The following is a 23,252-nucleotide window of genomic DNA, read 5'->3' as shown; positions in this document are numbered from 1 at the left end:
CTTCTACCTTTGCCCCCTCTCCCAGCCGATACCCCGTGCAGACCTCCGAATTCCTCCGCCTCTACAGCCTCGACACCGACATCCAGACCCTCGCGCTGAACCTCAAGCCCGGGACGGAAGGCGGCGCCGGCCAACGCTTCCACCTGCGCGGCCTCGTCGGCAGCCAGGACGCGGTGGTGGCCGCTACCCTGCACCTGGAGCGGCCCGACGAGCACCTGCTGTTCATCCTGCACGACCGGGAAGAAGCCGCCTACTTCGCCTCCGACCTGCAGCACCTCGTGGGCGAGCGGGAGGAAGTGCTAACTTTCCCCAGCTCCTACAAACGCTCCTATTCCTTCGACGAGACGGAAAACGCCAACGTACTCATGCGCGCCGAAGTGCTGAACCGGCTAAGCGGCAAATCGGGCGAGAAGGGCAAGACGGCCGACGAGAAAACCAAAGCCAAGGCCAAGCAGGACGGGGAGCCGCTGCCCAAGGGCGCCCTTATCGTGACGTATCCGGAGGCGCTGTCGGAAAAGGTAATCAACCGGCAGAGCCTAGTGCAGAACACGTTTTCGACCAAAGTCGGGGACCGGCTGGACGTGAACTTCCTGGGTGAGCTGCTGGCCGAGTACGACTTCGAGCGCACTGACTTCGTGTACGAGGCCGGGCAGTACGCCATCCGCGGCGGCATTGTCGACGTGTTCAGCTACGCCAACGAGCTGCCCTACCGCATCGAGCTGTTCGGCGACGAAATCGACTCGATTCGCACGTTCAACCCCGAGTCGCAGCTGTCGGTGGAGCGGCAGGAGCAGATCAGCATCGTGCCGAACGTGCAGACCAAGCTGCTGACCGAGCGGCGCGAGGGGTTCCTGGAGTTTTTGCCGGCCAATACCGCCATCTGGACCAAGGACGTGCGGCAGCTGCTCGACGTGGTGGGCGAGCAGTTCGACAAGGCCGAGCAGAACTTCAAGACCGTGCTGGAAGAAGGCCACGGCGTCAAAATCGTGTCGAAGCCGGAGGAGCTGTTTGAGACGACCAAGGCGCTCAAGAAACACCTGGAGCGGTTTCCGGTGCTGGAATTCGGCAAGCGGTTCTACTACAAAGAAGCCGAGCAAGTGCAGTTCACCGCCAAGCCCCAGCCCTCGTTCAACAAGGACTTCGGCCGCCTGACCAAGAACCTGCTCGACAACCAGCAACGCGACTTCACCACCATCCTCACCGCTGAATCGATGCGGCAGCTCGACCGGCTGCGCACCATCTTCGACGAGCTGGGCCGCGAAATCCGCTTTCAGCACCTGGCCCTGGGGCTGCGCGAGGGCTACATCGACGAGGAGCGGAAGCTGCTGGTGTACACCGACCACCAGATTTTCGAGCGGTACTACCGGGCCCAGGAAAAGCGCAAGTTCAGCAAGAAAAAGGCCCTTACCCTCAAGGAGCTGCGCACCCTGCAGCCCGGCGACTACGTGGTGCACCAGGACCACGGCATTGCCCGCTTCGCGGGCCTCACGCAGGTGGAAATCAACGGGCACCAGCAGGAAGCCATCCGCCTGGTGTACCGCGACGACGACGTGCTGACCGTGAGCATTCACGCCCTGCACAAGATTGCCAAGTACTCGGGCGCGGAGGGCACGCCGCCTACTATGTCGAAGCTTGGCTCCCCGGAGTGGGAAAACAAGAAAAAGGCGGTCAAGAAGAAGGTCAAGGACATTGCCGCCGACCTCATCCGCCTTTACGCCAAGCGCAAAACCGCGCCCGGCCACGCCTTCGCCAAGGACTCCTTCATGCAGGCCGAGCTGGAATCCAGCTTTATCTACGAGGACACGCCCGACCAGGCCAAGGCCACCGAGGACGTGAAGCACGACATGGAGCTGCCCCACCCGATGGACCGCCTGGTGTGCGGCGACGTGGGCTTCGGCAAGACGGAAGTGGCCATCCGCGCCGCCTTCAAGGCCGTGGCCGACGGCAAGCAGGTGGCCGTGCTGGTGCCCACCACCATCCTGGCCATGCAGCACTTCAAGACCTTCCGCGACCGGCTGGGCGAGCTGCCCGTCACCGTCGACTACATCAACCGCTTCAAGACCACCAAGCAGGCCAAGGCCACGCTGGAAAAAGTGGCCGAGGGCAAGACCGACATCCTCATCGGCACGCACCGGCTCACCAACAAGGACATCAAGTTCAAGGAGCTGGGTTTGCTCATCATCGACGAAGAGCAGAAGTTCGGCGTCAAGACCAAGGACAAGCTCAAGGAGCTGAAGGTGAACGTGGACACGCTCACGCTCACCGCCACGCCCATTCCGCGCACCCTGCACTTCTCCCTGATGGGCGCCCGCGACCTGTCGGTTATCAGCACGCCGCCGCCCAACCGCCAGCCGGTGCAGACGGAGCTGGCCGTGTTCGACGAGCACCTGGTGCGCGACGCCATTGCCCGCGAATTGAAGCGCGGCGGGCAGGTGTTCTACGTGCACAACCGCGTGAAGGACCTCACCGAGCAGGCCGCCATGATTCAGCGCCTGGTGCCCGACGCCCGCATCACCAGCATCCACGGGCAGCTGGAGGGCGACGTGCTCGAAAAGCGCATGATGCAGTTCGTGGAGCACGACTACGACGTGCTGGTGTCGACCAACCTCATCGAGTCGGGCCTGGACATTCCCAACGCCAACACCATCATCATCAACCGCGCCCACATGCACGGCCTCTCCGACCTGCACCAGATGCGCGGGCGCGTGGGCCGCTCCAACAAGAAAGCCTACTGCTACCTGCTCACCCCGCCCGTGGCGGGGTTGCCCGCCGACGCCCGCAAGCGCCTGAGCACCCTGGAAGAGTTTTCGGACCTCGGGGCGGGCTTCAACGTGGCCATGCGCGACCTGGACATCCGCGGCGCCGGCAACCTGCTCGGCGGCGAGCAGTCGGGCTTCATCAACGACCTGGGCTACGAAACCTACCACCAGATCCTCGACGAAGCCGTGCAGGAGCTCAAGGAAACCGAGTTCCGCGACCTGTTCCTGGGCGACACCACCGGCCGCCTCAAGGACGCCGCCGACTTTGCCCGCCCCCGGGAGTGCAACGTGGAAACCGACCTGCAAATCCTCATTCCCGATACCTACGTGGGCAGCGTCTCGGAGCGCCTGCAGCTCTACAGCAAGCTGGACCGCGCCTGGGAGCCCGAGGAGCTGCGCCGCCTGCTTGCCAGCATGACGGACCGCTTCGGCCCCCTCCCGCCCGAGGTGGAGCAGTTGGCCGACATCGTGCGCCTGCGCTGGCAGGCCTGCCGGGTGGGCTTCAGCAAAGTCTCGCTCAAGAAGGACACCCTCAAGGGCTACCTCGACGCGGGCGAAGGCCACGAGCCCTACTTCCAGGGCGAGCAGTTCGGCCAGATCCTGAACTACGTCCAAACCCACCCCCGCCGCGCCAGTATGAAGGAGCGCAAGGAGCAGCTCATCGTCACCATCACCGACGTGCCCGGCGTGCTGCCCGCCCGCCAGCTCCTCACCGACCTGACCATCGACGCCCCCGAACCCGTGCTGGCCGCTAGGGTGACGGATGACGAGGACGAGGGGTAAGCTGCGCTAGCAGCTGCGGAAACGGACGCCGCCCCACTGGGGCCTTCTGGTGAAGGAGGCTCTGGGGGGGCGGCATATCTACCAGTCAACCAGTACAACTCTTTAAACTAAAATCCCCCCATAATGAAAACAATTCTTAAACTCGTTTTTTACAACAAAAAAATAAGAACACTTACCTTATTTACACTAATATCTACATTATATTCAATATTAATCATACTAAAATTAGACAATCCATTCACTTCCGATATAAAAGATATATTCTTTCAACTAATTACAATAAGCGGAATATTTACAGCACTAATGTTTGCAATAATTACACTTAAATTATCTGAAACAACACTAAAGAGACAAGAAAAAATAAGTCAATATAGAGCAGATTGCAGAAAAATAGCAGCATTCCAGTCTTTCACCCACTCCTTGAGATACTTAGATGTTTTTCAAAACGTCCACTTCTTAGAGAAGAAGTATATTAGGATCAAAAGTTACTTAGACTATAGAAAATCGTATGAAGATGATGAGGAAACCACAAAGGACATCAAGGAGGGTAGGACTACAGGATCTGATTACTACGCATTTGAGCTTTACGGAGCAATTAGAGACTTTTCCCATAGAGGCGGTGCATTCAATACAATATTTTTACCACACAAAGAATACATGTTTTCTTTAGAGAAAATCGAATATCTACACGAATGCTGCAACTATATATGGTATTGGCTAGACAAGAACCATACTAATATCAGACAAAGGACAAACAACAGCTACTATTTACACTCAAGTTATTGGAAAGATCAAATGAAAAAACTGACACCTGTTTTCGCCAACGATGTAGTGCTTGAGGAAGATAAAATATCTCAATTCTTGATGAGCGTAGCATCCGACTACGAGCAGTATATTCAGAAAATGATTTTAGATATGAATGAAATCATTTATAATTTATCGCCCAAAATAATTCTACCATTAGTTAAAGACCTGATAATTATAAGCATATTTTGGCATACTTATTCCTCTTGCAACGGTACTCTTCAATATAAATCTTTTTTCAAAAGAGTTAATATGCTTCGCTTGCAGCATAACAATATCAGTATTCATAGTCAACTTTATATCGGACGTATATACAATATTTAGCTATGATTCATTTAAAATAAAATACGAATCAGAACATCATCAGTTATATCCAGACCGGTACTAAAAACAGTAAAGCCTCGACAAGAACGAGGCTTTACTGTTTTTAGTAATCTACTTACCAATCTGTTTTTTAACCCATGCGTCAAGATCGTCCCGCTTAACAGGAGCTTTACCTGGATAGGCATCAAGGTGGCGTGCAATGATGTTCCGGTTAGAATGACTGACCTCGTACTTGTTGGTAGTCAAAAAATGATTGATGAAGTAGTCCACTTCATAGTACTCGGTCAATGACACGAAAACTCGGTCAATTTTGCCTATGTACTTTTTATTGTCCTCGCTTTTCCAAGCCATGACGGTAGGGGTTTTGTGAATGAAAATCCTGAATACACATATCATTATGGTGCCAACAACACCTGACACTTACAAAATACGCCTTCACTGAGTTTAAACGCAGTTTTTGCTTTATATAGTGGCATATAAATATTGCTTAGTCATTTCATTTTGGCAGGGTTATCTTTTTCATAATGAAACTGTGCTACCCTAAGCTGCCCCCGCCTCCCCAGCAGCCCGCCCCATACCCGGACCACAGATGGAAACGGATGAGAGAACGGATGGAACGAATAGCAGGCAGCCCGCCCCCCGCTGACGCCAGATACTAACTACTCCCCTCTCCTTTTCACGTCGCGCATCAAGCGAGGTAGGGGGCCGGGAGGGTGAGGCGCCCGGCCTATCCGCTTCGCCCCGATGCTACCTACCCGCCGACGCCCGGCTTCCCATCAGCGGAAGCCGGGCGTCGTGCTATTCAGCCCTGTTACTACTGAGCCGCCGACGTTCCGGGGGCCACCGCCGCGTCCACTGCCAGCGGCTTCGTCGCGGCCAGAATCAGCGCCACGGTTTCGGCGGGCTGGTCCCAGTGCGGGAAGTGGCCGCAGCGGTCAAACCAGTACAGCGCGGCATCGGGGAAGGCGGCCGTGGCGCGGCGGGCCTGGCTGGGAAAGCACACCCGGTCCTGCCGGCCCCAGCCGATGACCAGCGGGGCCCGCAGGCTACCGCGCGGGGCGCCCTCCTGCCGAGGACCGTAGGCCAGGTGGCGCAGCAGCTCATCGAACACCGGCGTGTGCACGAAGCTGCGCAGCTCCGTCAGGGCCACCTGGGCTGGCAGGCGCCAGGGCCGGGCCGAAAACTGCGCCAGCAGCAGCGTGCGCGTGAGGGCGTTGCCGGTGAGGGCCGGCAGCAGCGGTTCGGCGGCACGCAGCAGCCGCACCGATCCTGCTACCGAGTAGTAGAACGCCGGTACCTGCCAGCCCTGCCAGAAGCCGCCGGGGTCCAGCGCCACCGTGGCGCCCACCGCCCCGCGCCGGGCCAGCTCCAGCACCATGCGCGCCCCCATCGACGAGCCCACGCAGGCCACGCCCGTCAGCCCCTCGGCCCGCAGCCAGGCTTCCACCGCGTCGGTGAGGCTGTAAAACGAGTTTTCGCCGGGCAAGGCGGGCGATTGGCCGTGGCCGGGCAGGTCCAGGGCAATGACTTCGCGGCGGGCGGCCAGCGCGTCGAGGATCGGATTCCAGGAGCGCCAGCTGCCGCCGATGCCGTGAATGAGCAGGAGTGGCTGGCCGTGGCCGCGTCGGATGTGGTGCAGTTCCATGAGCGTAGGTGTAGGGGTGATTGGGCAGGCCATTCCCACCGGGCCGGCCGCCCCTGCCGGGGTAGTACGCAGCGCCTGCGCCCATAGCCGTAACTCAGGCCGGCGGCAGCCTCTCACCGGCCCAGCTTCGGCTACCCCAAACGCCTCCCCGGCAGCCTGCCCCATCCCGGACCACCGATAGGAACGGCTGCAACAACGGATGCCGCTGATACCGCGCAGCCCGCCCCCCCGCTGACGCCAGATACTAACCACTCCCCCACTCCTTTTCGGAGAGGGAGCCGGGGGGTGAGGCGCCTAGTGCAGCGTCAAACAATACGTTTCCGTCGCCGGGGCCAGCTCCGCTTCAATAGTAGCCTGATGCCGCAGCAGCAGCGCCGCCAGCGCGGCGGTGGGCTGGTTGCCGGTGCGCAGCAGCAATACTTTGGGCGGGGCACCGCGCAGGGCGCTCAGCTCCGCGAAATCATCGTCGTGGGTGACGATGACGAAATCGTGTTGGCGGGCGTAGTCCCAGATCAAGCGGTCCTGGCGGCCGAGCAGGCCCAGGCGGCGCACCTGCTCCGAGCCGGGGAAAGCGGCGGCAATCAGCGCCACCACCCGGTAGAAAATGTTTTCGTCCAGGAGCAGCTTCATCCGGCGATACGCAGGTGCCGTTCCCGGTCGGCGGCGTAGAGCAGGCAGGCCTGGATTTGCTCCCGGCTCAGTTCGGGGAAGTCCTCGATGATTTCCTCCACCGACTGCCCACCGCCCAGCCAGCCCAGCACGTCGGCCACCGCGATGCGCGTGCCCGTCAGGCACGGCCGCCCGAAACGGATTTCGGGGTCGATGGAGATGTAGTGCTGGTAAGTCAAGTAGACCATAGTGCCGGGATGAGTACTGAACTCAAAGTACGGCAAATTCAGCGGTTTCGCTCCCCCGCCAGTGCCCCCACCCAGCTACCGCCGCTGCCCCCGCCTCCCCAGCAGCCCGCCCGGACCACTGATGGCAGTGATGGGAATGATGCCGCTGATACCTTGCAGCCCGCCTCACCGCCAGAACGCCCCCCCTCTCCCTAAGGAGAGGGGGCCGGGGGGTGAGGTCCACCCTAAGCCACTCATCCGCTATGCCCGCCCGTCCGTTCTTGCTGCTCCTGTGCTGCCTGCTGCTAGCCTCCCCGGGCCGGAGCTTCGCCCAAACGGCGCCCGACTGGCCCCGCAACCCCGAAACCGGCCGGGTCGAGTTCGTGGGCACCATCCCCTGGCCCACGCCTACCCCCACGCTCCAGCAGCAGCAGACCCTGGTGCGGCGCTGGTTTCTGCGCAAGCTTACCGTCTCCCCCGGCGCCCGGGCCCGCCGGCCGGCCGAGGCCACCTTCGCCGGGCTGCCCAACCATGCCTACCTCGATTCCACCGGCTACCAGCCCGGCCCCAGCAGCGGTGGTGTGCCGACCCGGGAAGAGGTGACCTGGCGCCTTCGGTATGCGGTGCAGCTGACTGCTACCCCAGCCGGCCTGGCCTACCGCCTCTCGGAGTTTGAAATTGCCGAAGTCGTGTTCGACGCCAGCACGTCCGACCAGCTGGAAGCGCAGCTCCCGCACTACCCGACCCAGCTGGCCGGGTTTCACCGCCGCCTGCGCAACGCCCTGGCCGGCTGGTAAGGCCCTGGCAGCCGTTCACTGGGGCCGGTCTGCCGTACCTGCTGCTTACTACCTCGCGCCGCCAGCTACAAACCATTCCCCCTCTACTCTTCGGAGAGGGGGCCGGGGGGTGAGGCGCCCAGTACAAGCCCGGCAGAGCCAGCAACACGCCCGCCACTACCCATTACAAGGTCGGCAGATGCCATTACAAACACGTCAGCAGCCGTCACAAGGTCGGCAGATGCCGTTGCAAGCATGGCAGATACCATTACAAGGTCGGCAGACACCATTACAAGCATGGCAGATGGCATTACACGCTTGGCAGCGGCCGTTACAAGGTCGGCAGCAGTCAGTACAAGCCCGGCAGCAGCCACTGCAGAAATTTCCGGCGCCGCCGAATAGCAGCAGGCGGCCATTCTCCTATATTTCTCCTAACCAACCCACCAATCATCATCACTATGAATGACAAGCAACGGGCGAAACTGCAAATGATGCAAGCCACCCTGGCCGTGCTCGATCAGCACGCCGACCTCTACCAGGCCAACGCCGCCTTCGCCAAGGCCCGCCAGCGACTCCAGGACCTGGTAGCCGACCTCGACCCCACCGCCGACAACCAGCAGGGCGCCGCCCGCGCGGCCAAGCCCGGTGCCGTCAAGAAGGCCACCAAGCTGCTGCTGGCCCAGCGCACCGCCGAAGTCGCCGCCGCCCTCTACGCCCACGCCGACGACACCGACGACCTCAACCTGCAAACCGACAGCGACTACTCCGAAAGCCAGCTCAGCCGCGCCACCGAAAACGACCTGCTGCGCATCGCTAAGCACCTGCACCAGCGCGCCACCGACCTGCTCCCCCAGCTCAAAGACCAGGGCGTCACCACCGCCGAGCTGGACGAGCTGGCCGCCGCCCTCAAATCGTTTCAGGCGGAACAAGCCGCCCCGCGCGTAGCCGCCGCCACCGGCAAAGCCCACACCCAGTCCCTCGCCGCCGACCTGCGCGAAGCCTTTGCCCTGCTCCGTAACCGCGTCGACAAGTTCATGGTCCGCTACCAGCGCAGCCAGCCCCAGTTCCACACCGCCTACCAGTCGGCCCGCCAAACCATCAACACCGCCGCCCGCAAAGAAAAAGCCCCCAAACCCACCGCCTAACCCCAGCCCCAAGCCCCCGCACGAGTCGTCAGGCTCCCCCTCTCTCTAAGGAGAGGGGGCCGGGGGGTGAGGTCACCCCGTTGCCCGTCCCTATCCACTTCGCACCTATTGCCACTTACCGCCGAGGCCCGGCTCCCCACCAAGCGGGAGCCGGGCCTTGTGCCTTTCCCCTGTTTAGGGTACAAAGTGCGGTGCCGAAGCCCCAGGAGCCAGCCCTAGCTTGCGGCCGCAAACACCCCTTGCCACCTACCTGCTGCCATGAATCACTTTGCCGCCCGCCTCGGCCTGCTGCTGGCTCTTGCCCCCGCCTCCACCACCCTGGCCCAAAACGTCGGCATCGGCGTCACGGCGCCCCTGAGCCGCCTGCACGTCGCGGGCGGCAGCGTGCTGTTTTCCGCCCCCGGCGACGTATCCGGCAGCGCCCTGCCCATCACCGGCGAGGGCCGCCGCCTGCTCTGGTACGCCGACAAAGCCGCCTTCCGGGTGGGCTACGTCAGCAGCATCAACTGGGACAACGCCAACATCGGCCTCTACTCCTTTGCCGCCGGCAACGACCCCACGGCCAGCGGCCGAAGCGCCGTGGCACTGGGGGACTATTCCTCGGCCAGCGGCGTGCGCGCCGTTGCGCTGGGCGCCGGCGCGCTGGCCACCAGTGACGACGCCCTGGCGTTGGGGGCCAGCGCCATTGCCAACGGCATCAACAGCATCACCCTCGGCCCCAGCATCAACAACGGCAACTTTAGCGTGGCCATTGGCATGCAGAACCGGGTTACCGGCAACTTCGCCATTGCCATCGGCAAAAACGCCTACGCCGCCCACCAGGGCTCCATGACCCTGGGCGACGGCAGCGCCGGCTTCAACGCCGACTACATCACCAGCTCGGCCAACAACCAGATGACCATGCGCTTTGCCGGCGGCTACCGGCTCATTACCTCCCGGCGGGGCAACTCCCCGACGACCACCGAAACGGGCACCCTCACCGGCGTGGAGCTGCTCGCCGGCGCCGGCTCCTGGACCACCCTGAGCGACCGGCGCGCCAAGGAAAACTTCCGCCCCCTCGACGCCGAGCAGGTGCTGCTGAAAGTGGCCGCCCTGCCCATCACCGAGTGGAACTACAAGGCGCAGCCGGCCACCCAGCGCCACGTCGGCCCCATGGCCCAGGACTTCTACCAGGCCTTCCGCCTCGACGGCATCGGCCGCGACACCACCATCAACACCATCGACATCGACGGGGTGAACATGGTCGCCATCCAGGCGCTGGAGAAGCGCACGGCCCGGCTGCAGCAGGACAACGAGCAGCTGCGCGCCCAGCTTCGGCAGAAAGACGAGCAGCTGGCTACGCAACTACAGCTGCTGACCAAGCGCCTGGCCGCCCTGGAACAGGCCGCCCCCGCGCCGCCCCGCCCCCGCAAAAGCCCCACGCAGGCCGTAGCCACCAACTAGGCGGCATGGCCCGTTGAACCAAAAGTCGAAGCATCCCTACCGCTTCGTCCAGCTCCCCCGCTCATTTGGAGAGGGGCCGGGGGGTGAGGCCGCCCCCTCACAGCATATCCGACAGAATATTGATGCCCAGGGCTAGCACGGTGGTATTGTAGGCAAAGGCCAGCAGCCCGTGCAGCATCACCAGCCGGCGCATGGTCTTGGTGGTGATGAGCACGTCGGAGGTCTGGGCCGTCACGCCCACCACGAAGGCCAGGTAGGCAAAGTCCCAGTAGCTGCACGGCGCCGCGCCCGCAAAGCGAAACCCGCCCGTCTCGTGGCCCGGCCGGTCGGGGTCGGGGCAGAAATAGATGTGGGCGTAGCGCAGCGTGAAGAGCGTGTGCAGCAGAAACCACGAGCCCACCACCGAGCCCACCGATACGAGCACGTGCTCCAGGCGCTCCTCGTAGGGAAAAGCATCGAGGCCGTGCAGCAGCAGCAGCACCGCGCTCAGGCTGGCCACGCTGCCCAGGATGAGCAGCATGTACATCACCGCCCAGCTCCGGTGCGGGTTCAGGGCCCGGGCCGAGCGGCGGATAAAGCCAATGTCGGCCCCGGCCATCAGCTGCCAGGCCATGGCCAGCCCGCTGAATACGTACCCGTCCCAGGCCAGCATCAGGCGGGTGAGCAGGTCGAAGTCGGCCGGGGCCAGCGCGTAGGCCACGACCCCGCCCACCAGGGCCAGCAGCAGGCGCAGCAGGCGGCCCCGGGTGGTCAGCAGCGCCGGCCGGGCTACCCCGCTCACGGCCTGCGCAAGGTGGAATGCAGTGTTCATGGCATAGCAGCCAGCGGCCGGCTGCTCCCCCAACACACCGCCCCCGGCGCGGCAAACGAGAGCCGCGCCGGGGCCGGGGTTCAGGTGAAGACGTGTTCCCGCTCGGCCGGCCGGATGTTCTGGTTGACGCGGAACAGGTTCTGCGGGTCGTACTGGGCCTTCACGGCCGCCAGCCGCGCGTAATTCGCGCCGTAGGTGGCCCGCACCCGCTCGTCGCCCTCCTCCATCATGAAGTTGACGTAGGCCCCGCCCGCGGAGTACGGGTGCAGCGCCTCCCAGTAGGCCCGCGCCCAGGCCGTAATGGCCTCGTCGTTGGCCGCATCCGGGTCCACGCCCACGATGACCATGGCCCAGGTGGCCCCGCGGTAGCTCCAGGCCGTGTCGTGCGGCCCCACGCGCCCGGCCGCCCCGTTGATGGGGTAGAGGTGCATGCTGGAGTGCATGGTGGGCAGTAGGGCCCCGAAGCGTACGTGCTGGGCAATGGCCTCCTCGGGCAGCTCATTCACGAAATCGGCCTTCCAGTACCAGTGCAGCCCCGGCGGGTACAGCCCGTCGAACATGCTCTGCAGCGCCGGCAGCGGCATGGGGCTCACCAGGTCCAGCGCCGGGGTGCGGAACGAGCGCACCGCCCGCAGCGCCTGCTCGGCCTGGGCCGGCGGCCCGGTGTAGCACCACACGATGCCGCACATCTTGCGCAGGTGCAGCGCCTCCGGAAACGGCGGCCCGGGCGGTACCGTCATGAAGGCAAAGAAGCCGTTGATGGTGTCCGGCGCGGTCTTGATGAACTCCTGGTACCAGCGCAGCAGCTCGGCCGCGTCGTCGAGGGGCCAGAGCATGGGCCCGGCCACCACCTGGTCGACCGGGTGCAGCCGAAACCGGAAGGAAGTGACCACCCCGAAATTGCCGCCGCCGCCCCGCAGCGCCCAGAACAGGTCGGGGTGCTGCTCGGCCGTGGCCTGCACGTAGCGGCCGTCAGCCAGCACCACGTCGGCCTCCAGCAGGCTGTCGATGGTGAGGCCAAACTGCCGGGTGAGGTAGCCCAGCCCGCCGCCCAGCGCCAGCCCCGCCACCCCGGTGGTGGAGATGATGCCGCCCGGCAGCGCCAGCCCGAAGGCGTGGGTGGCGTGGTCGATGTCGCCGAGGGTGCAGCCGCCCTCCACCGTCACGGTGCGCTCCTCCGGGTCGATGTGGATGCCGCGCATCAAACTCAGGTCGATGACCACCCCGTCGTTGCACAGGCCCAGCCCCGCCCCGCTGTGCCCCCCGCCCCGGATGGCCACCAGCAGGCCCTCGCGCCGGGCATAGTTGACGGCCTCGATGACGTCGGCCACGTCGGCGCAGCGCACGATGAGGGCCGGCCGCTTGTCAATCATGCCGTTGTACACGCGCCGGGCCGCGTCGTAGGCCGCGTCCTGGGGCTGAATGAGCTGCCCGCGCAAGCTGAGCGTGGGCAGGGTATGCGTTTCTTCCGCTAACATAAGCTCGTAGGGAGGAAGATAGGTCGGGCCCTTACCGGCCCGTGCAGCGCCGCCGCCCAGCTGGCCGACCGCGAAGAATGCGTCTTCGGCGCGGCCGAAACCCCGCGCCGCCCCGAAATTTGTGCGGCCCAGCCCCGGCAATGCCCGACCGGCCCCACCCCGGCAGCCTCGCCCGGCTGCCGCCCCCCTGCTCCGGCCCGCCCAACGGGCCACCAATATTCTACTTGCTGAATATACTCATTTTATCCCCCATCTGCCCAGCTATTCACCGACAACGCCCCCAACCTGCTGGCCGGAGGCGTTGCGGTTGGGAGCCGAAGCCCAGTCATCAGATTATCTCACCGTTCAAGAAGCAGCAGTACCAGTCGCAAAGCTTGGCTACCTCGGTGTGAAAGCCGGTCAGCCAATAGCCCGGCACCGGCGCCCGGGGCCGTTTATTGGATGGTGAAAGTCACCGGCAGCTCCACTTCGGCGGCCACGGGCCGGCCGGCGGCCTGGGCGGGCACCCAGTTGGCCGGAATCAGCTTCACGGCTTTCAGCGCTTCCTCGTCGCAGCCGTAGCCAATGCCTTTGGCCACGCGGTAATCCGCGGTTTTGCCCTCGGCGTCGATGGTAAACGCCACGCGTACCTCCCCGCTGATCTGGCTGCGCAGCGCCGCCGCCGGGTATCTGACGTTCATCCCGATTACCTGCATTATGCCCTCGTTCCCGCTGATGTAGACGGGCTTTGCGTCGAGGGCAACCCCGGGGCTCAGCGCCCGGGCCGTCATGCGCTCCTCGCCTTTGCCGGGCTTGTTGAACAGCAGCTGCCGCCTGGTATAGTCGTATTGCTGGGTTGGCTTGCCTTCGTAGTCAAAGGCCTCCCACACGCCCACTTTCTGGTCGTTGCGGTAGCGGCCACGGGCCAGCACGTGCTTGCCGTCCCAGAAGTACTCGGTCCACACGCTGTCGCGCACACCGTTGCGGTAGTAGCCGCTTTCGGCCAGGCGGCCCGACATGCTCAGGTAGCTTGCGTAGGGGCCGTGCTTGATCTTGGGGTCGGCCGTCAGCACGCTGTACTGCTCCCGGTAGCCGGTCTGTCGTTTGGTCACTTTCCGGGTTTGCTGGCCGTAGCCAGTCGTCGCAATGCCCAACAGGGCAAGCAGACCAATAATCTTCGTCATAAAGCGCTGATCATACCGTGCAATATAACGCCCGGCGCGCCGCATCCCACCGCCCACGGGGCCCCGGGCCGGCCGGGGCTACAGGCAGCCGAGCCGCGGCCAGCCCCGCACCGCCGATATTCCCCGGCCGCGCCGAAGTCGCGGGCAAAGCGCAGTTAAACAGCAGTCCTAGGCCCACCGGCCCTGCGGTAGTGCGGAGCGGTACTCGGCACACCAGCCATCCTAACAAGCCAACACGGCGCCTCCGAGCCGAAGGCGCCGTGTTGGCTTAAGACTGGTTGGGAGGCCCTCCCAGATCAATTGAGCGTCGTGGCCGAGCCCAGGTTTTTAGGCACCGGCCGGGGCGCGCTACTTCATCAGAGCGGCTTTCAGCTCGCCGCCGCCCAGGGCCTGGGCTTCCTTAGCCTGAGGCACCACGGCGGCCATGCCAAAGAATTCGTGCGTTACGCCGTCGTAGTTCTGGAATTTCACCGGCACGCCGGCGGCTTTTAGCTTGTCGGCCAGCATCTGCCCGTCGCTCATCAGCGGGTCCAGCTCGGCGGTGATGACGGTGGCGGCCGGAAGCCCCTTCAGGTTGGCCGATACCAGCGAAATCAGCGGGCTCTTGCCGTCGGCGGCCGAGCGCAGGTACTTGTCGAAGAACCAGCCCATCATGGCCTTGTTCAGGGGCTTGGCCTGGGCGTTTCTCTGGTACGAAGGCGTGTTCAGGTCGTAGCCCGCAATGGGGTACACCAGCAGCTGGTGCTTGGGCAGCTGCACCTTTTTGTCGCGAGCCATCATGCTCACGGCGCAGGCCAGGTTGCCCCCGGCCGATTCGCCGGCCACGGCTACGTTGGCCGGGTCGCCCTTAAACGAGGCGGCGTTTTTCAGCACCCACTGGTAGGCCCCGAACGAGTCGTTGTGGGCCGTCGGGAACTTGTGTTCCGGCGCCTGCCGGTAGGCCACCGACACGAAGATGGCCCCGGTCTGGTCGACCAGGCCGCGCACCGACGCGTCGTAGGTATCGAGGTTGGCAATAACCCAGCCGCCGCCGTGGTAATACACCACCACCGGCAGCGGCCCCGTGGCATTCTTCGGGGTGTAAATGCGCACTTTCACGCCGGGCATCACCACGCGGCTCATGGTATCGGCCGTGACGGGCGGCATCGGAATGTTGTTTTGCTGCATCAGCTTCATCACCGCGTCGGCGGGCGTGGGCTGCTGCCGGGCTTCCGGGGCCGTGAGCGTTTCGATGGGCTTGCCGCCGAGGCCGGCCAGCGTTTCGATGACGGCCTGCATTTCGGGCTTGATGCTGGGGCCCCAGGCGGGCTTGGCCCCGGTGGGCTGGACGGGCTTGGGCGCGGCGGCGCTGGCCGTATCGGCCGGCATGGTGGTGGTGGCCGAGTCGGTGGTGGCAGCCGCGTCGCCGGCCGACTCGCCGTTGGGATTGTTGGAACAGGCAGCCAGCAGGCCTAGGGCCGCGACGGGCGCGGCCCAGCGGGCGGCCAGGGAGTGAAGCTTCTCAGCCATGGAAATATTGAATGATTTGGTTGTGAGTTGGCAAGCATGTACGGGGAAATACGACCCGCTGGCTATCAATCGTCGGCGAATGGCCCCAACGCCAACGCGGCTGCCTCCCGCCAGGGGAAGCAGCCGCGTTGCTGTGTGACGAAACCGGGTCGCCGCGCTCCTACTTCTGCAACTCCAGCACCACGGCCGTCTTGGCGGGCAGCTGCAGGGTTTTCAGGTCGGCCAGGGTTTCGCCGGTCAGCACGTTACGGGCTTTGGTGAAGCCGCTCATGCGCTCGGTGAAGCGGGCCGTGGGCAGGGCGGCGGGCTTATCGGTGGCGTTGGTGGCCACCAGCACCGTGCCGGCCTGGTCGTAGCGGAAGTACACGTAGATGCCGTTTTCGGGCAGGTACTGCATCAGCTTGCCCGCGTGCAGCGTGGGGTGGCTCTTGCGGTACTGGGCCAGGGTCTTCACGAAGTTGAACGCGTCGTTTTCGGCCGCGCTGCGGCCAGCGGCGGTGAACTTGTTTTCCTTGTCGCCGGCAAAGCCGCCGGGAAAGTCGCGGCGTACCTCGGCGTCGGAGGGGTTCTTGAAGTTCTTCATCAGAATCTCTGTGCCGTAGTACATCGACGGAATGCCGCGGGTGGTCAGCAGCCAGGTCAGCCCGATTTTGTACTTGGCCACGTCTTCGCCCATTTCCGAGAGGAAGCGGTTGTGGTCGTGGTTGTCGAGGAAGGTGACGAGCCGGGTGGGGTCTTCGTACACCGCGTCCTGCTCCAGGGCCTGGTACATGCGCTGCACGCTGTTGTCCCAGCCGGTGGCGTCCTTGCCGCCCACTTCCTTCAGGCCCGCCAGCATGCCGCCTTCCAGCACGAAATCGAGGCCGCCGGGCTGGTTGGACTTGAACGGAAACGCCACCTTGTTGCGCACGAAGTAGGCCTGGTCGATGGCGTTGCTCACCGCCGACTCGCCGAAGATGTGAATCTTGGGGTACTCCGTCAGCAGCGCCGCGTTGCAGCGGTTCATGAAGGGCAGGTCGTTGTACATATAGGTGTCGATGCGCCAGGCGTCGACGCCGAAGTTTTCCACCGTCCAGAGCGCGTGCTGGATGAGGAAGTTGGCCACGTAGGGGTTCTGCTGGTTCAGGTCGGGCAGGAAGGGCACGAACCAGCCGTCCTGGGTGATTTTGCGGTCAATCTGCGCCGCGTACGGGTCGATGATGGGCTGCTGCCGGTACGAGGTATTGGTGTAGCTGGGCCACTGGTGCAGCCAGCTTTTCATGGGCATATCCTTCACCGTCCAGTGGTTGATGCCCACGTGGTTGTACACCGCGTCCTGCACCACTTTCAGCCCCTGCGCGTGGGCCTTCTCCACGAAGGCCTTGTAGGCCGCGTTGCCGCCCAGGCGCCGGTCCACGTTGTAGTGGTCGGTGAAGCCGTAGCCGTGGTAGGCCGAGCGCATGTTGCCGCCCTCGTCGGTGAGCGGCTGGTCGTTTTCGATGACGGGCGTAAACCACACGGCCGTCACGCCCAGGTCCTTCAGGTAATCGAGGTGCTGGGCCGCGCCCTGCAGGTCGCCGCCGTGGCGGTAGAAGGGGTTGGCGCGGTCGGCGTTGGGGTCGGCCATGTCGCTGAACTTGTCGTTCGACGGGTCGCCGTTGGCAAAGCGGTCGGGCATGGCCAGGTAAATCAGGTCGGCCTGGGTGACGCCCTGGCCTTTGGAGGCGTTGTCGCGGGCGCGCAGCTCCCAGTTGCGCGTCACCGTCTGGGCACCTTTCTTGCCCACCAGCTTCACCTGCCCGGGCTTGGCCGTGGGGCTGATGCTCAGGTCGAGGAAGACGTAGTTGGGGTTTTCGACGGTATTGGCCTTCACCAACTTCACGCCGGGGTAGTCGACGGTGTAGGTGAGCGTGCCGGCCTGCGGGCCGTAGACGAGCAGTTGCACGTCGTGGTGCTTCATGCCCACCCACCAGTTGGTCGGGTTCAGGCGCTGAATGGCGGGCGTGGTTTGGGCCAGGCCGAGCAGCGGCAGCAGGGCGGTGGCCAGCAGCAAGCCGGCGCGGCGGAGGCGCGCCGGGCGGGCGGGAGCGGAAAACGGCATAAATCGGGGCGTGGGAATGGGGAATCGAGCGGGTAAGGCACCGGGCGGGCCCGGGGCTGCAATATTGGAAAGTCCGGCAGGCAAATCCCGCCGGACCTAAAAAAAAGACTCAACTATTGCCTCATGTAGACGCCTCAGGCGGGGCCTCGGCCGCCCCCAGGCCGCAGCACCGCAGGGGAGTTCGGGCAAACCCCGGTGGCCGGGCGCCGTATTCCAAAAACACCATATCGGAATACTCCAATGCACAAGCACCTCATTGCGTTGGCCGCAGCTGCCCTGAGCCTAGCCGCCTGCAGCCAGGACAAGCCCGCCGACACCGCTACCACCACCGAAACCAGCACCACTACGACCACTGCCCCGGCCGAGCCCGCTGCCCCGCCCGCCGATGCCGGCGTGGCCCGCACCGAGGCCGCTACGCCGGCCCCGGCCCCTGCTCCGGCCGCCCTGGCTACCCAGCCCGGCCCGAAAAGCACGCAGGTAGCGCTAACCAAAGCCCGCGTGGTGGGCGACATTCTCAGCGTGGAGCTGCAGTACAGCCTGCCACCCACGGCCGAAACCTCCGCCACCGTCTACGAAGACATTGATCAGGTCAATTACATCGACGACGCTACCTCGCGCAAGTACGAGGTACTCAAGGACCAGCAGGGCAAGTACATGGCCTCGCCGCTTTCCTACAACGACAAGCAGTTTCACGCCGATGTGCGCAAGACCGGCGTCGCCATCGTGACGCTGAAGTTTCCGGCGCCGCCTGCCACCAGCCAGACGATTTCGCTCAGCATCCCCGAAGCCGGCTCCTTCGACGCCGTAGCCGTGCAACGATGAGCCGCCTTACGCTTTTGGCGGCGCCGCTGGCCTTTGCCGCCTGGCTCGGCCTCGGCAGTTGCTCCGATAAGTCCGCCGACCACACCACCGACGCCGGCCAGTCCATGACGGGCACCGACGGCCGGCCCGTGGGCGCCGCCAATCAGCCCGCTCCCGCAGCGGCCCCGGCGGGTCCGGCCGCCGCGCCCGCCGAAACGCCCGCGGCTACCACCGCCCAAAACGCACCGGCCGTCGACCGGGGTCAGAAGCTCACCGGCGTCGTCAGCGACCTGTCGGGGGCGGCCAGCGACCTGGGTGCGACGATGACCGACATGGGCTTGGTCATCAACTTCAACGCCGACGTGCTCTTCGACTTCGACAAGGCCGACATCAAGCCCGAAGCCGGCCCCACGCTGCAGAAGCTGGCCGAGGTGGTGAAGCAGTATACCAAGAGCCGGGTGGTCATCAACGGCTACACCGACGCCAAGGGCAACGACGCCTACAACCTCACCCTCTCGCAGCGCCGCGCCCAGGCCATTGCCGATTGGCTGCAGCAGCACGGCGCCAACGCCGGCGGGCAGATTCAGGTGAAGGGCTACGGCGAAGCCAACCCCGTGGCGCCCAACGCCCGCCCCGACGGCTCCGACAACCCCGCCGGCCGCCAGCAAAACCGCCGGGTGGAGGTTATCATCTCGTAGCTGCCCCTTCGCTTAGCTCTGCCAGCAATTGCGTGCCGGCTTGGTCGTCTTCGCTGACGCCCGGGCCGGCACGCCGCTGTTGCGGCTGGCCGCCGCCTGCGGCGGCTAAGAGCAGACGCAGCGGGCCACTGCTCCGCTGGCAGTCCGGACAAGGCAAAGCGCCGGAATCTTTCGTTCTTTCGCGCCCAGCTTATCCGCTCACCTGCCCCATGCCAAACCGCCGAAAATTCCTTCAAACCTCGGCCGCCGGCTTGGCCGCGCTGGCCACCGGCCAGGCCCTGGCCGAGGCCGCCCGCCCCGCGCCCCGCGCCGCTGTCGGCAAGCCCGTCGTTATTTCCACCTGGGATGCGGGCATCAACGCCAACCAGGGCGCCTGGAAGGTGCTGCAGCCCGGCGGCCGCGCCCTCGACGCGGTGGAGGCCGGCGTGATGGTAACCGAGAATGAAATCGGCTGCTGCGTGGGCCTGGGTGGCCGCCCCGACCGCGACGGCCGCGTCACGCTCGACGCCTGCATCATGGACGAGCAGTTCAACTGCGGGGGCGTGGCGGCGCTGGAGCGCATCAAGCACCCCATCAGCGTGGCGCGCCGCGTGATGGAGCGCACCCCGCACGTGCTGCTGGTGGGCGAGGGTGCCCAGCAGTTTGCCCTGGCCCAGGGTTTTCCGCTGGAGCCCAATAAGCTTAGCGCCGATGCCGAGAAAGACTACCGCGAATGGCTGAAAACCAGCCATTACAAGCCGGTCATCAACGTCGAAAACTCCGACCGGCGGCCGGTGGGCCCGGTCGGCGGCAAGCACAACCACGACACTATTGCCATGCTGGCCCAGGACGCGCGCGGCAACCTCAGCGGCAGCTGCACCACCAGCGGCATGGCCTTCAAGATGCGCGGCCGCGTGGGCGACTCCCCGCTGATCGGCTCGGGCCTGTACGTGGACAACGAGGTGGGCGCCGCCGCCGCTACCGGGCAGGGCGAGGACGTCATCCGCATTGCCGGGGCCAGCCTCATCGTGGAGCTGATGCGCCAGGGCCTGAGCCCGAAAGCCGCCTGCAAAGCCGCCATCGAACGGGTGGCGCGCATCAAGGGCAGCAAAGCCCGCGACATTCAGGTCTGCTTCATCGCGCTGAACAACCGCGGCGAATACGGCGCCTACGCCCTGCAGAAAGGCTTCAACTACGCCGTGCAGACCGCCGACGGCAAAAACACGCTGCTCGACAGCGAGTACCTGCTCAAGTGAGCCGCCGGCTGGAAATCTGCGCCGCGTCGTTGCACTCGGCGCGGGCGGCGCAGGCCGGCGGGGCGCACCGCATCGAGCTGTGCCAGAACCTGGAGCAGGGCGGCATCACGCCCAGCTACGGCCTGCTGCGGCAGGTGCTGCGGGAGCTGACGATTCCGGTGTTCGTGCTCATTCGCCCCCGCCCCGGCCATTTCGTGTACGACGCGGGCGAGCTGGCCATCATGCGGGCCGACATCGAGCTGTGCCGGGAGCTGGGCGCCGCCGGCGTAGTGCTGGGCGTCCTCACCCCAGAAGGCCGCGTGGACGTAGCCGCCTGCCGCCCGCTCCTGGAAGCCGCCGGTCCGCTGCCCGTAACCTTCCACCGCGCCTTCGACGACTGCCCCGACCAGGCCGCCGCGCTGGAGGACGTTATCGGCCTCGGCTGCCGGCGCGTGCTGACCTCGGGCGGCGCGGCCACGGCCGAGGCTGGCGTGGCCCGCTTGGCCGCACTGGTGCGGCAGGCCGCCGGGCGCTTCGTCATCATGCCGGGCGCGGGCATTACGGCCGCCAACGTGCGGGCCATTGCCGCGGCCACCGGCGCCGAAGAGCTGCATACCAGCGCCAAACGGCGCATCACCGGCCCGCAGCCCGTCAGCCTATTCGGCGCCGAGCGGTGGGAAACCGACGCGGCCCTGGTAACTGAACTGGTAGCGCTGCTGGCCGATTAAGCGGCGCGGGTGGTATTTTCAGCCTGCACTACCCGCCCGCCGCCATGATACCCACGTTCCGCGCCCTGCATTCCGACGGCATCACCCTGCACCTGATCAACGAGGACAACCTGGCCGATATTGCCACGCGGTTTCAGGGCCACCCCGATTCGCACGGCATGCTCGACGAGCTGTTTCGCAGCTACCTGCCGCAGTACGACCGGCAGGGCCGCCGCACCAACTTCGGCTTCTACTCCTGCCTGGGCCCCGCGCTGGCCGGCATGACCCTGCTCACCGTCGACAGCTGGGAGGAGCGCAGCGGCAGCACCGGCGCCGACGTGTTTGAGCACATGCGCGGCCGGGGCATCACGCCGCGCAGCAAGCCGCACCTCTTCTACCTGGCCTTCGAGCTATTGGGGCTGAACCGCGTGGCCACCGGCTTTCGGGTATCAAACCTGGCCTCGCGCCACTCCATCGAGAAAACGCCCGGCTTTCAGTACGAGGGCCGCATGCGCGAATCGGGCCTGAACGACGCGGGCGAGTTCGAGGACGAGCTGCTCTACGCCATCCTGCGCCGCGACTGGCAGCAGCTCTACGACCCGGCGGCGGTGCAGGTGCTGGCGTAGCAGGGCGTGGCCATTCATCCCGGCGGCAGCCTATCCGTAATTACCGCTTCCGCAGCCGTCCCCGCCGCGCTACGCGCATTACGCCACCGGTACCCGCTCCCGCCCGTACTTCTCGCGGTACTGCTTGGGCGAGAGGCCGGTAATGCGCTTAAAGGCCACCCGAAACGCCTTCGGGTCGGAGTAGCCCACGCGGTACATCACCTCATTCACGTTATCGGGCGAGGTTTCCAGTCGGTTTTTCGCCGCCTCGATCTTGACGCGCTGCATGTACTCCACCACCGAGTTGGCGGTGGCTTTTTTGAAGCGCCGCTCCAGGTTGCGGCGGCCCAGCGCCAGCATATCGGCCAGCTGATCCACGGTCAGCTTTTCCTGGTAGTTGTCCTCGATGTAGGTCTGAATGCGCTTGATGGGCTCGTCGCCGTGCTCTTTCTGGCCCTGGAAGATGACGAAGGCCGACTGGCTCACCCGCTCGATGTCAATCTGGAACACCTTGGCGCAGGTCACGGCCATGTCGCGGCCCGCGTATTTCTCGATGAGGTAGAGCACCAGATTCAGGTATGAAAAGGCCCCGCCGCTGGAGTAGATGCCGTGTTCGTCGGTGATGAGGCGGTCCTCCACCAGCTGCACCCGCGGAAACATGGCCCGGAAGTAGTGCGCCGCCGCCCAGTGCGTGGTGCACTGCCGCCCGTCGATGAGGCCGGTGGCGGCCAGCAGAAACGCGCCCACGCACAGGCTGGCCACTTCGGCGCCCTGCCGGTACTGCTGCGTTATCCAGGGCAAAAAGTCCTGGTTTACCTCTAGCGCCCGGCCCAGGTCGCCGTCCACGGCCGGAATAACGACCAGGTCGGTGCTAGCCACGTCGCCGATGAGCTGCTCGGTGCGGATGTTGTAGAGCCCGCCGCACACTGGGGTTTCGTGGGTTAGTCCCACCAGCTGCACCCGGAACAGCGGCGGCCGGCCCAGCCGCTGCAGCAGCTGATTGACCTCCGAAAACACCAGCCGCGGGCCCTCGATGCTGCCCAGCACGGCCCCGTGCGGCACCAGAATGGATATCTGCTTCATGGCTTCAATGATGGTCCGTGGAATGTCGGGATAAACCCGCAAATGGTCGCATCCGCCCCTCGCGGCAGCCGCAAATTACTAATATTTTTGGCATACCAATCAACCCCAAAATGCTTAGCCAAGCACCCCGCGTCATGGAACCCAAAACCGCCACCACGCTTTACTGGACCCTCACCTTGCCCTTCGCCGCCTTCATGCTGTTCGGCGGCGTTTCCGAAGTTATTCACCACCCTTCGGGTCAGGAAATCATGCAGCACCTGGGCTACCCCGAGCATGTGCTCACGGTGCTGGGCATCGGCAAGCTGCTGGGCGCCGTGGCCCTGGTGCAGCCGTGGTTCCGCACCGTTAAGGAGTGGGCCTACGCCGGCTTCACGTTCAACCTGCTCGGGGCCTGCGCCGCCCGCTACGCCGCCCACGACGGTTTCTGGCTGGTAGCTTCGCCCCTGCTGTTCCTGGCCTTCATGCTGGCCTCCTGCGCGCTGTGGCGCCGCGTACGCCCGCAGCAATTCGGCTCCGGCACCGCACATGTGGCCGTTGCTTCGAGCCTGGGCACCGTGGCGGCCTAGCGCTGACCGATTCTATCTGCAC

Annotated in this window: 21 protein-coding genes; 11 read left to right on the top strand and 10 right to left on the bottom strand. The window is 64.6% G+C overall.

The window, feature by feature from the left end; all coding sequences use genetic code 11:
* Positions 1–35 precede the first annotated feature (35 nt).
* Together mfd and FDY95_RS09560 are read left to right on the top strand one after the other, a co-directional pair.
* Positions 36–3,542 carry a transcription-repair coupling factor gene (gene mfd, locus FDY95_RS09565; protein WP_138077132.1) on the top strand — a complete coding sequence of 1,169 codons (3,507 nt, stop codon included), beginning with the start codon at positions 36–38 and terminating at the stop codon, positions 3,540–3,542.
* A gap of 123 nt (positions 3,543–3,665) precedes the next feature.
* Entirely contained in the window at positions 3,666–4,670 is a 1,005-nt protein-coding gene (locus FDY95_RS09560) for a hypothetical protein (RefSeq protein ID WP_138077130.1), read from the top strand.
* A 111-nt stretch (positions 4,671–4,781) separates the two neighbouring features.
* Here the strand turns inward: FDY95_RS09560 and FDY95_RS09555 are convergent, their stop codons facing one another.
* The 4 genes from FDY95_RS09555 to FDY95_RS09540 all read right to left on the bottom strand — a co-directional run bounded on the left by FDY95_RS09555 (position 4,782) and on the right by FDY95_RS09540 (position 7,172).
* Complete coding sequence (locus tag FDY95_RS09555; RefSeq protein ID WP_138077129.1) at positions 4,782–5,021, bottom strand: hypothetical protein; 240 nt, start codon at positions 5,019–5,021, stop codon at positions 4,782–4,784.
* A 463-nt stretch (positions 5,022–5,484) separates the two neighbouring features.
* Entirely contained in the window at positions 5,485–6,315 is an 831-nt protein-coding gene (locus FDY95_RS09550; RefSeq protein ID WP_138077127.1) for an alpha/beta fold hydrolase, read from the bottom strand.
* A 294-nt stretch (positions 6,316–6,609) separates the two neighbouring features.
* The gene (locus tag FDY95_RS09545) at positions 6,610–6,945 is read right to left on the bottom strand and encodes a DUF5615 family PIN-like protein (RefSeq protein WP_138077125.1); all 336 of its coding nucleotides are present in this window, start codon (positions 6,943–6,945) and stop codon (positions 6,610–6,612) included.
* Complete coding sequence (locus FDY95_RS09540; RefSeq protein WP_212744880.1) at positions 6,942–7,172, bottom strand: DUF433 domain-containing protein; 231 nt, start codon at positions 7,170–7,172, stop codon at positions 6,942–6,944. The genes FDY95_RS09545 and FDY95_RS09540 overlap by 4 nt, the downstream gene beginning before the upstream one ends.
* Positions 7,173–7,414: 242 nt before the next feature.
* On the opposite strand from FDY95_RS09540, the gene FDY95_RS09535 reads away from it, so the two are divergent.
* The 3 genes from FDY95_RS09535 to FDY95_RS09525 all read left to right on the top strand — a co-directional run bounded on the left by FDY95_RS09535 (position 7,415) and on the right by FDY95_RS09525 (position 10,515).
* Entirely contained in the window at positions 7,415–7,948 is a 534-nt protein-coding gene (locus tag FDY95_RS09535) for a hypothetical protein (RefSeq protein ID WP_138077123.1), read from the top strand.
* A 467-nt stretch (positions 7,949–8,415) separates the two neighbouring features.
* Positions 8,416–9,072, top strand: coding sequence for a hypothetical protein (locus FDY95_RS09530; protein WP_171025610.1), 657 nt, complete (start codon positions 8,416–8,418; stop codon positions 9,070–9,072).
* A gap of 258 nt (positions 9,073–9,330) precedes the next feature.
* Complete coding sequence (locus tag FDY95_RS09525) at positions 9,331–10,515, top strand: tail fiber domain-containing protein (RefSeq protein ID WP_138077119.1); 1,185 nt, start codon at positions 9,331–9,333, stop codon at positions 10,513–10,515.
* Positions 10,516–10,612: 97 nt separating this feature from the next.
* On the opposite strand, the gene FDY95_RS09520 is transcribed toward FDY95_RS09525, so the two are convergent.
* The 5 genes from FDY95_RS09520 to FDY95_RS09500 all read right to left on the bottom strand — a co-directional run bounded on the left by FDY95_RS09520 (position 10,613) and on the right by FDY95_RS09500 (position 17,556).
* On the bottom strand, positions 10,613–11,326 hold the full coding sequence (locus FDY95_RS09520; protein ID WP_138077117.1) for a DUF1345 domain-containing protein: 714 nt from the start codon (positions 11,324–11,326) through the stop codon (positions 10,613–10,615).
* Positions 11,327–11,406: 80 nt separating this feature from the next.
* Positions 11,407–12,804, bottom strand: coding sequence for an FAD-binding oxidoreductase (locus tag FDY95_RS09515; RefSeq protein WP_138077115.1), 1,398 nt, complete (start codon positions 12,802–12,804; stop codon positions 11,407–11,409).
* 434 nt (positions 12,805–13,238) lie between these two features.
* Positions 13,239–13,967: an energy transducer TonB gene (locus FDY95_RS09510; RefSeq protein ID WP_171025609.1), complete on the bottom strand. Its 729-nt coding sequence runs from the start codon at positions 13,965–13,967 to the stop codon at positions 13,239–13,241.
* 348 nt (positions 13,968–14,315) lie between these two features.
* On the bottom strand, positions 14,316–15,476 hold the full coding sequence (locus FDY95_RS09505; protein WP_138077111.1) for an alpha/beta hydrolase: 1,161 nt from the start codon (positions 15,474–15,476) through the stop codon (positions 14,316–14,318).
* A 160-nt stretch (positions 15,477–15,636) separates the two neighbouring features.
* The gene (locus FDY95_RS09500) at positions 15,637–17,556 is read right to left on the bottom strand and encodes a glycoside hydrolase family 13 protein (protein ID WP_138077109.1); all 1,920 of its coding nucleotides are present in this window, start codon (positions 17,554–17,556) and stop codon (positions 15,637–15,639) included.
* A gap of 240 nt (positions 17,557–17,796) precedes the next feature.
* Here FDY95_RS09500 and FDY95_RS09495 point away from each other — a divergent pair, with 240 nt between their 5' ends.
* The 5 genes from FDY95_RS09495 (at position 17,797) to FDY95_RS09475 (ending at position 21,602) form a co-directional block, all read left to right on the top strand.
* Entirely contained in the window at positions 17,797–18,378 is a 582-nt protein-coding gene (locus tag FDY95_RS09495) for a hypothetical protein (protein ID WP_138077107.1), read from the top strand.
* A complete protein-coding gene (locus tag FDY95_RS09490) occupies positions 18,375–19,055 on the top strand; it encodes an OmpA family protein (RefSeq protein WP_138077105.1) in 681 nt (226 codons plus the stop codon). The genes FDY95_RS09495 and FDY95_RS09490 overlap by 4 nt, the downstream gene beginning before the upstream one ends.
* Before the next feature lie 209 nt (positions 19,056–19,264).
* Positions 19,265–20,290 carry a N(4)-(beta-N-acetylglucosaminyl)-L-asparaginase gene (locus tag FDY95_RS09485; protein WP_138077103.1) on the top strand — a complete coding sequence of 342 codons (1,026 nt, stop codon included), beginning with the start codon at positions 19,265–19,267 and terminating at the stop codon, positions 20,288–20,290.
* Entirely contained in the window at positions 20,287–20,997 is a 711-nt protein-coding gene (locus FDY95_RS09480; protein WP_138077101.1) for a copper homeostasis protein CutC, read from the top strand. Before FDY95_RS09485 ends, FDY95_RS09480 begins: the two co-directional genes overlap by 4 nt.
* A gap of 44 nt (positions 20,998–21,041) precedes the next feature.
* Entirely contained in the window at positions 21,042–21,602 is a 561-nt protein-coding gene (locus FDY95_RS09475; protein WP_138077099.1) for a GNAT family N-acetyltransferase, read from the top strand.
* 78 nt (positions 21,603–21,680) lie between these two features.
* On the opposite strand, the gene FDY95_RS09470 is transcribed toward FDY95_RS09475, so the two are convergent.
* Entirely contained in the window at positions 21,681–22,664 is a 984-nt protein-coding gene (locus tag FDY95_RS09470) for a GlxA family transcriptional regulator (RefSeq protein ID WP_138077097.1), read from the bottom strand.
* Between the two features lie 134 nt (positions 22,665–22,798).
* Here FDY95_RS09470 and FDY95_RS09465 point away from each other — a divergent pair, with 134 nt between their 5' ends.
* Positions 22,799–23,230, top strand: coding sequence for a DoxX family protein (locus tag FDY95_RS09465; RefSeq protein ID WP_171025608.1), 432 nt, complete (start codon positions 22,799–22,801; stop codon positions 23,228–23,230).
* Positions 23,231–23,252 lie beyond the last annotated feature (22 nt).

Source organism: Hymenobacter jeollabukensis, assembly GCF_005771675.1.
Lineage (GTDB): Bacteria > Bacteroidota > Bacteroidia > Cytophagales > Hymenobacteraceae > Solirubrum > Solirubrum jeollabukense.
This window is presented reverse-complemented; position numbering and strand designations above follow the sequence as displayed.

Excerpts from the sequence above, each read along its gene's own strand:
- FDY95_RS09515 (WP_138077115.1), bottom strand. The coding sequence starts at position 12,804 with ATGTTAGCGGAAGAAACGCATACCCTGCCCACGCTCAGCTTGCGCGGG.
- FDY95_RS09540 (WP_212744880.1), bottom strand. The coding sequence starts at position 7,172 with ATGGTCTACTTGACTTACCAGCACTACATCTCCATCGACCCCGAAATC.
- FDY95_RS09530 (WP_171025610.1), top strand. The coding sequence starts at position 8,416 with ATGATGCAAGCCACCCTGGCCGTGCTCGATCAGCACGCCGACCTCTAC.
- FDY95_RS09560 (WP_138077130.1), top strand. The coding sequence starts at position 3,666 with ATGAAAACAATTCTTAAACTCGTTTTTTACAACAAAAAAATAAGAACA.
- FDY95_RS09520 (WP_138077117.1), bottom strand. The coding sequence starts at position 11,326 with ATGAACACTGCATTCCACCTTGCGCAGGCCGTGAGCGGGGTAGCCCGG.
- FDY95_RS09555 (WP_138077129.1), bottom strand. The coding sequence starts at position 5,021 with ATGGCTTGGAAAAGCGAGGACAATAAAAAGTACATAGGCAAAATTGAC.
- FDY95_RS09545 (WP_138077125.1), bottom strand. The coding sequence starts at position 6,945 with ATGAAGCTGCTCCTGGACGAAAACATTTTCTACCGGGTGGTGGCGCTG.
- FDY95_RS09485 (WP_138077103.1), top strand. The coding sequence starts at position 19,265 with ATGCCAAACCGCCGAAAATTCCTTCAAACCTCGGCCGCCGGCTTGGCC.
- FDY95_RS09470 (WP_138077097.1), bottom strand. The coding sequence starts at position 22,664 with ATGAAGCAGATATCCATTCTGGTGCCGCACGGGGCCGTGCTGGGCAGC.
- FDY95_RS09475 (WP_138077099.1), top strand. The coding sequence starts at position 21,042 with ATGATACCCACGTTCCGCGCCCTGCATTCCGACGGCATCACCCTGCAC.
- FDY95_RS09525 (WP_138077119.1), top strand. The coding sequence starts at position 9,331 with ATGAATCACTTTGCCGCCCGCCTCGGCCTGCTGCTGGCTCTTGCCCCC.
- FDY95_RS09535 (WP_138077123.1), top strand. The coding sequence starts at position 7,415 with ATGCCCGCCCGTCCGTTCTTGCTGCTCCTGTGCTGCCTGCTGCTAGCC.
- FDY95_RS09510 (WP_171025609.1), bottom strand. The coding sequence starts at position 13,967 with ATGACGAAGATTATTGGTCTGCTTGCCCTGTTGGGCATTGCGACGACT.
- FDY95_RS09465 (WP_171025608.1), top strand. The coding sequence starts at position 22,799 with ATGGAACCCAAAACCGCCACCACGCTTTACTGGACCCTCACCTTGCCC.
- FDY95_RS09495 (WP_138077107.1), top strand. The coding sequence starts at position 17,797 with ATGCACAAGCACCTCATTGCGTTGGCCGCAGCTGCCCTGAGCCTAGCC.
- FDY95_RS09490 (WP_138077105.1), top strand. The coding sequence starts at position 18,375 with ATGAGCCGCCTTACGCTTTTGGCGGCGCCGCTGGCCTTTGCCGCCTGG.
- FDY95_RS09550 (WP_138077127.1), bottom strand. The coding sequence starts at position 6,315 with ATGGAACTGCACCACATCCGACGCGGCCACGGCCAGCCACTCCTGCTC.
- FDY95_RS09500 (WP_138077109.1), bottom strand. The coding sequence starts at position 17,556 with ATGCCGTTTTCCGCTCCCGCCCGCCCGGCGCGCCTCCGCCGCGCCGGC.
- FDY95_RS09505 (WP_138077111.1), bottom strand. The coding sequence starts at position 15,476 with ATGGCTGAGAAGCTTCACTCCCTGGCCGCCCGCTGGGCCGCGCCCGTC.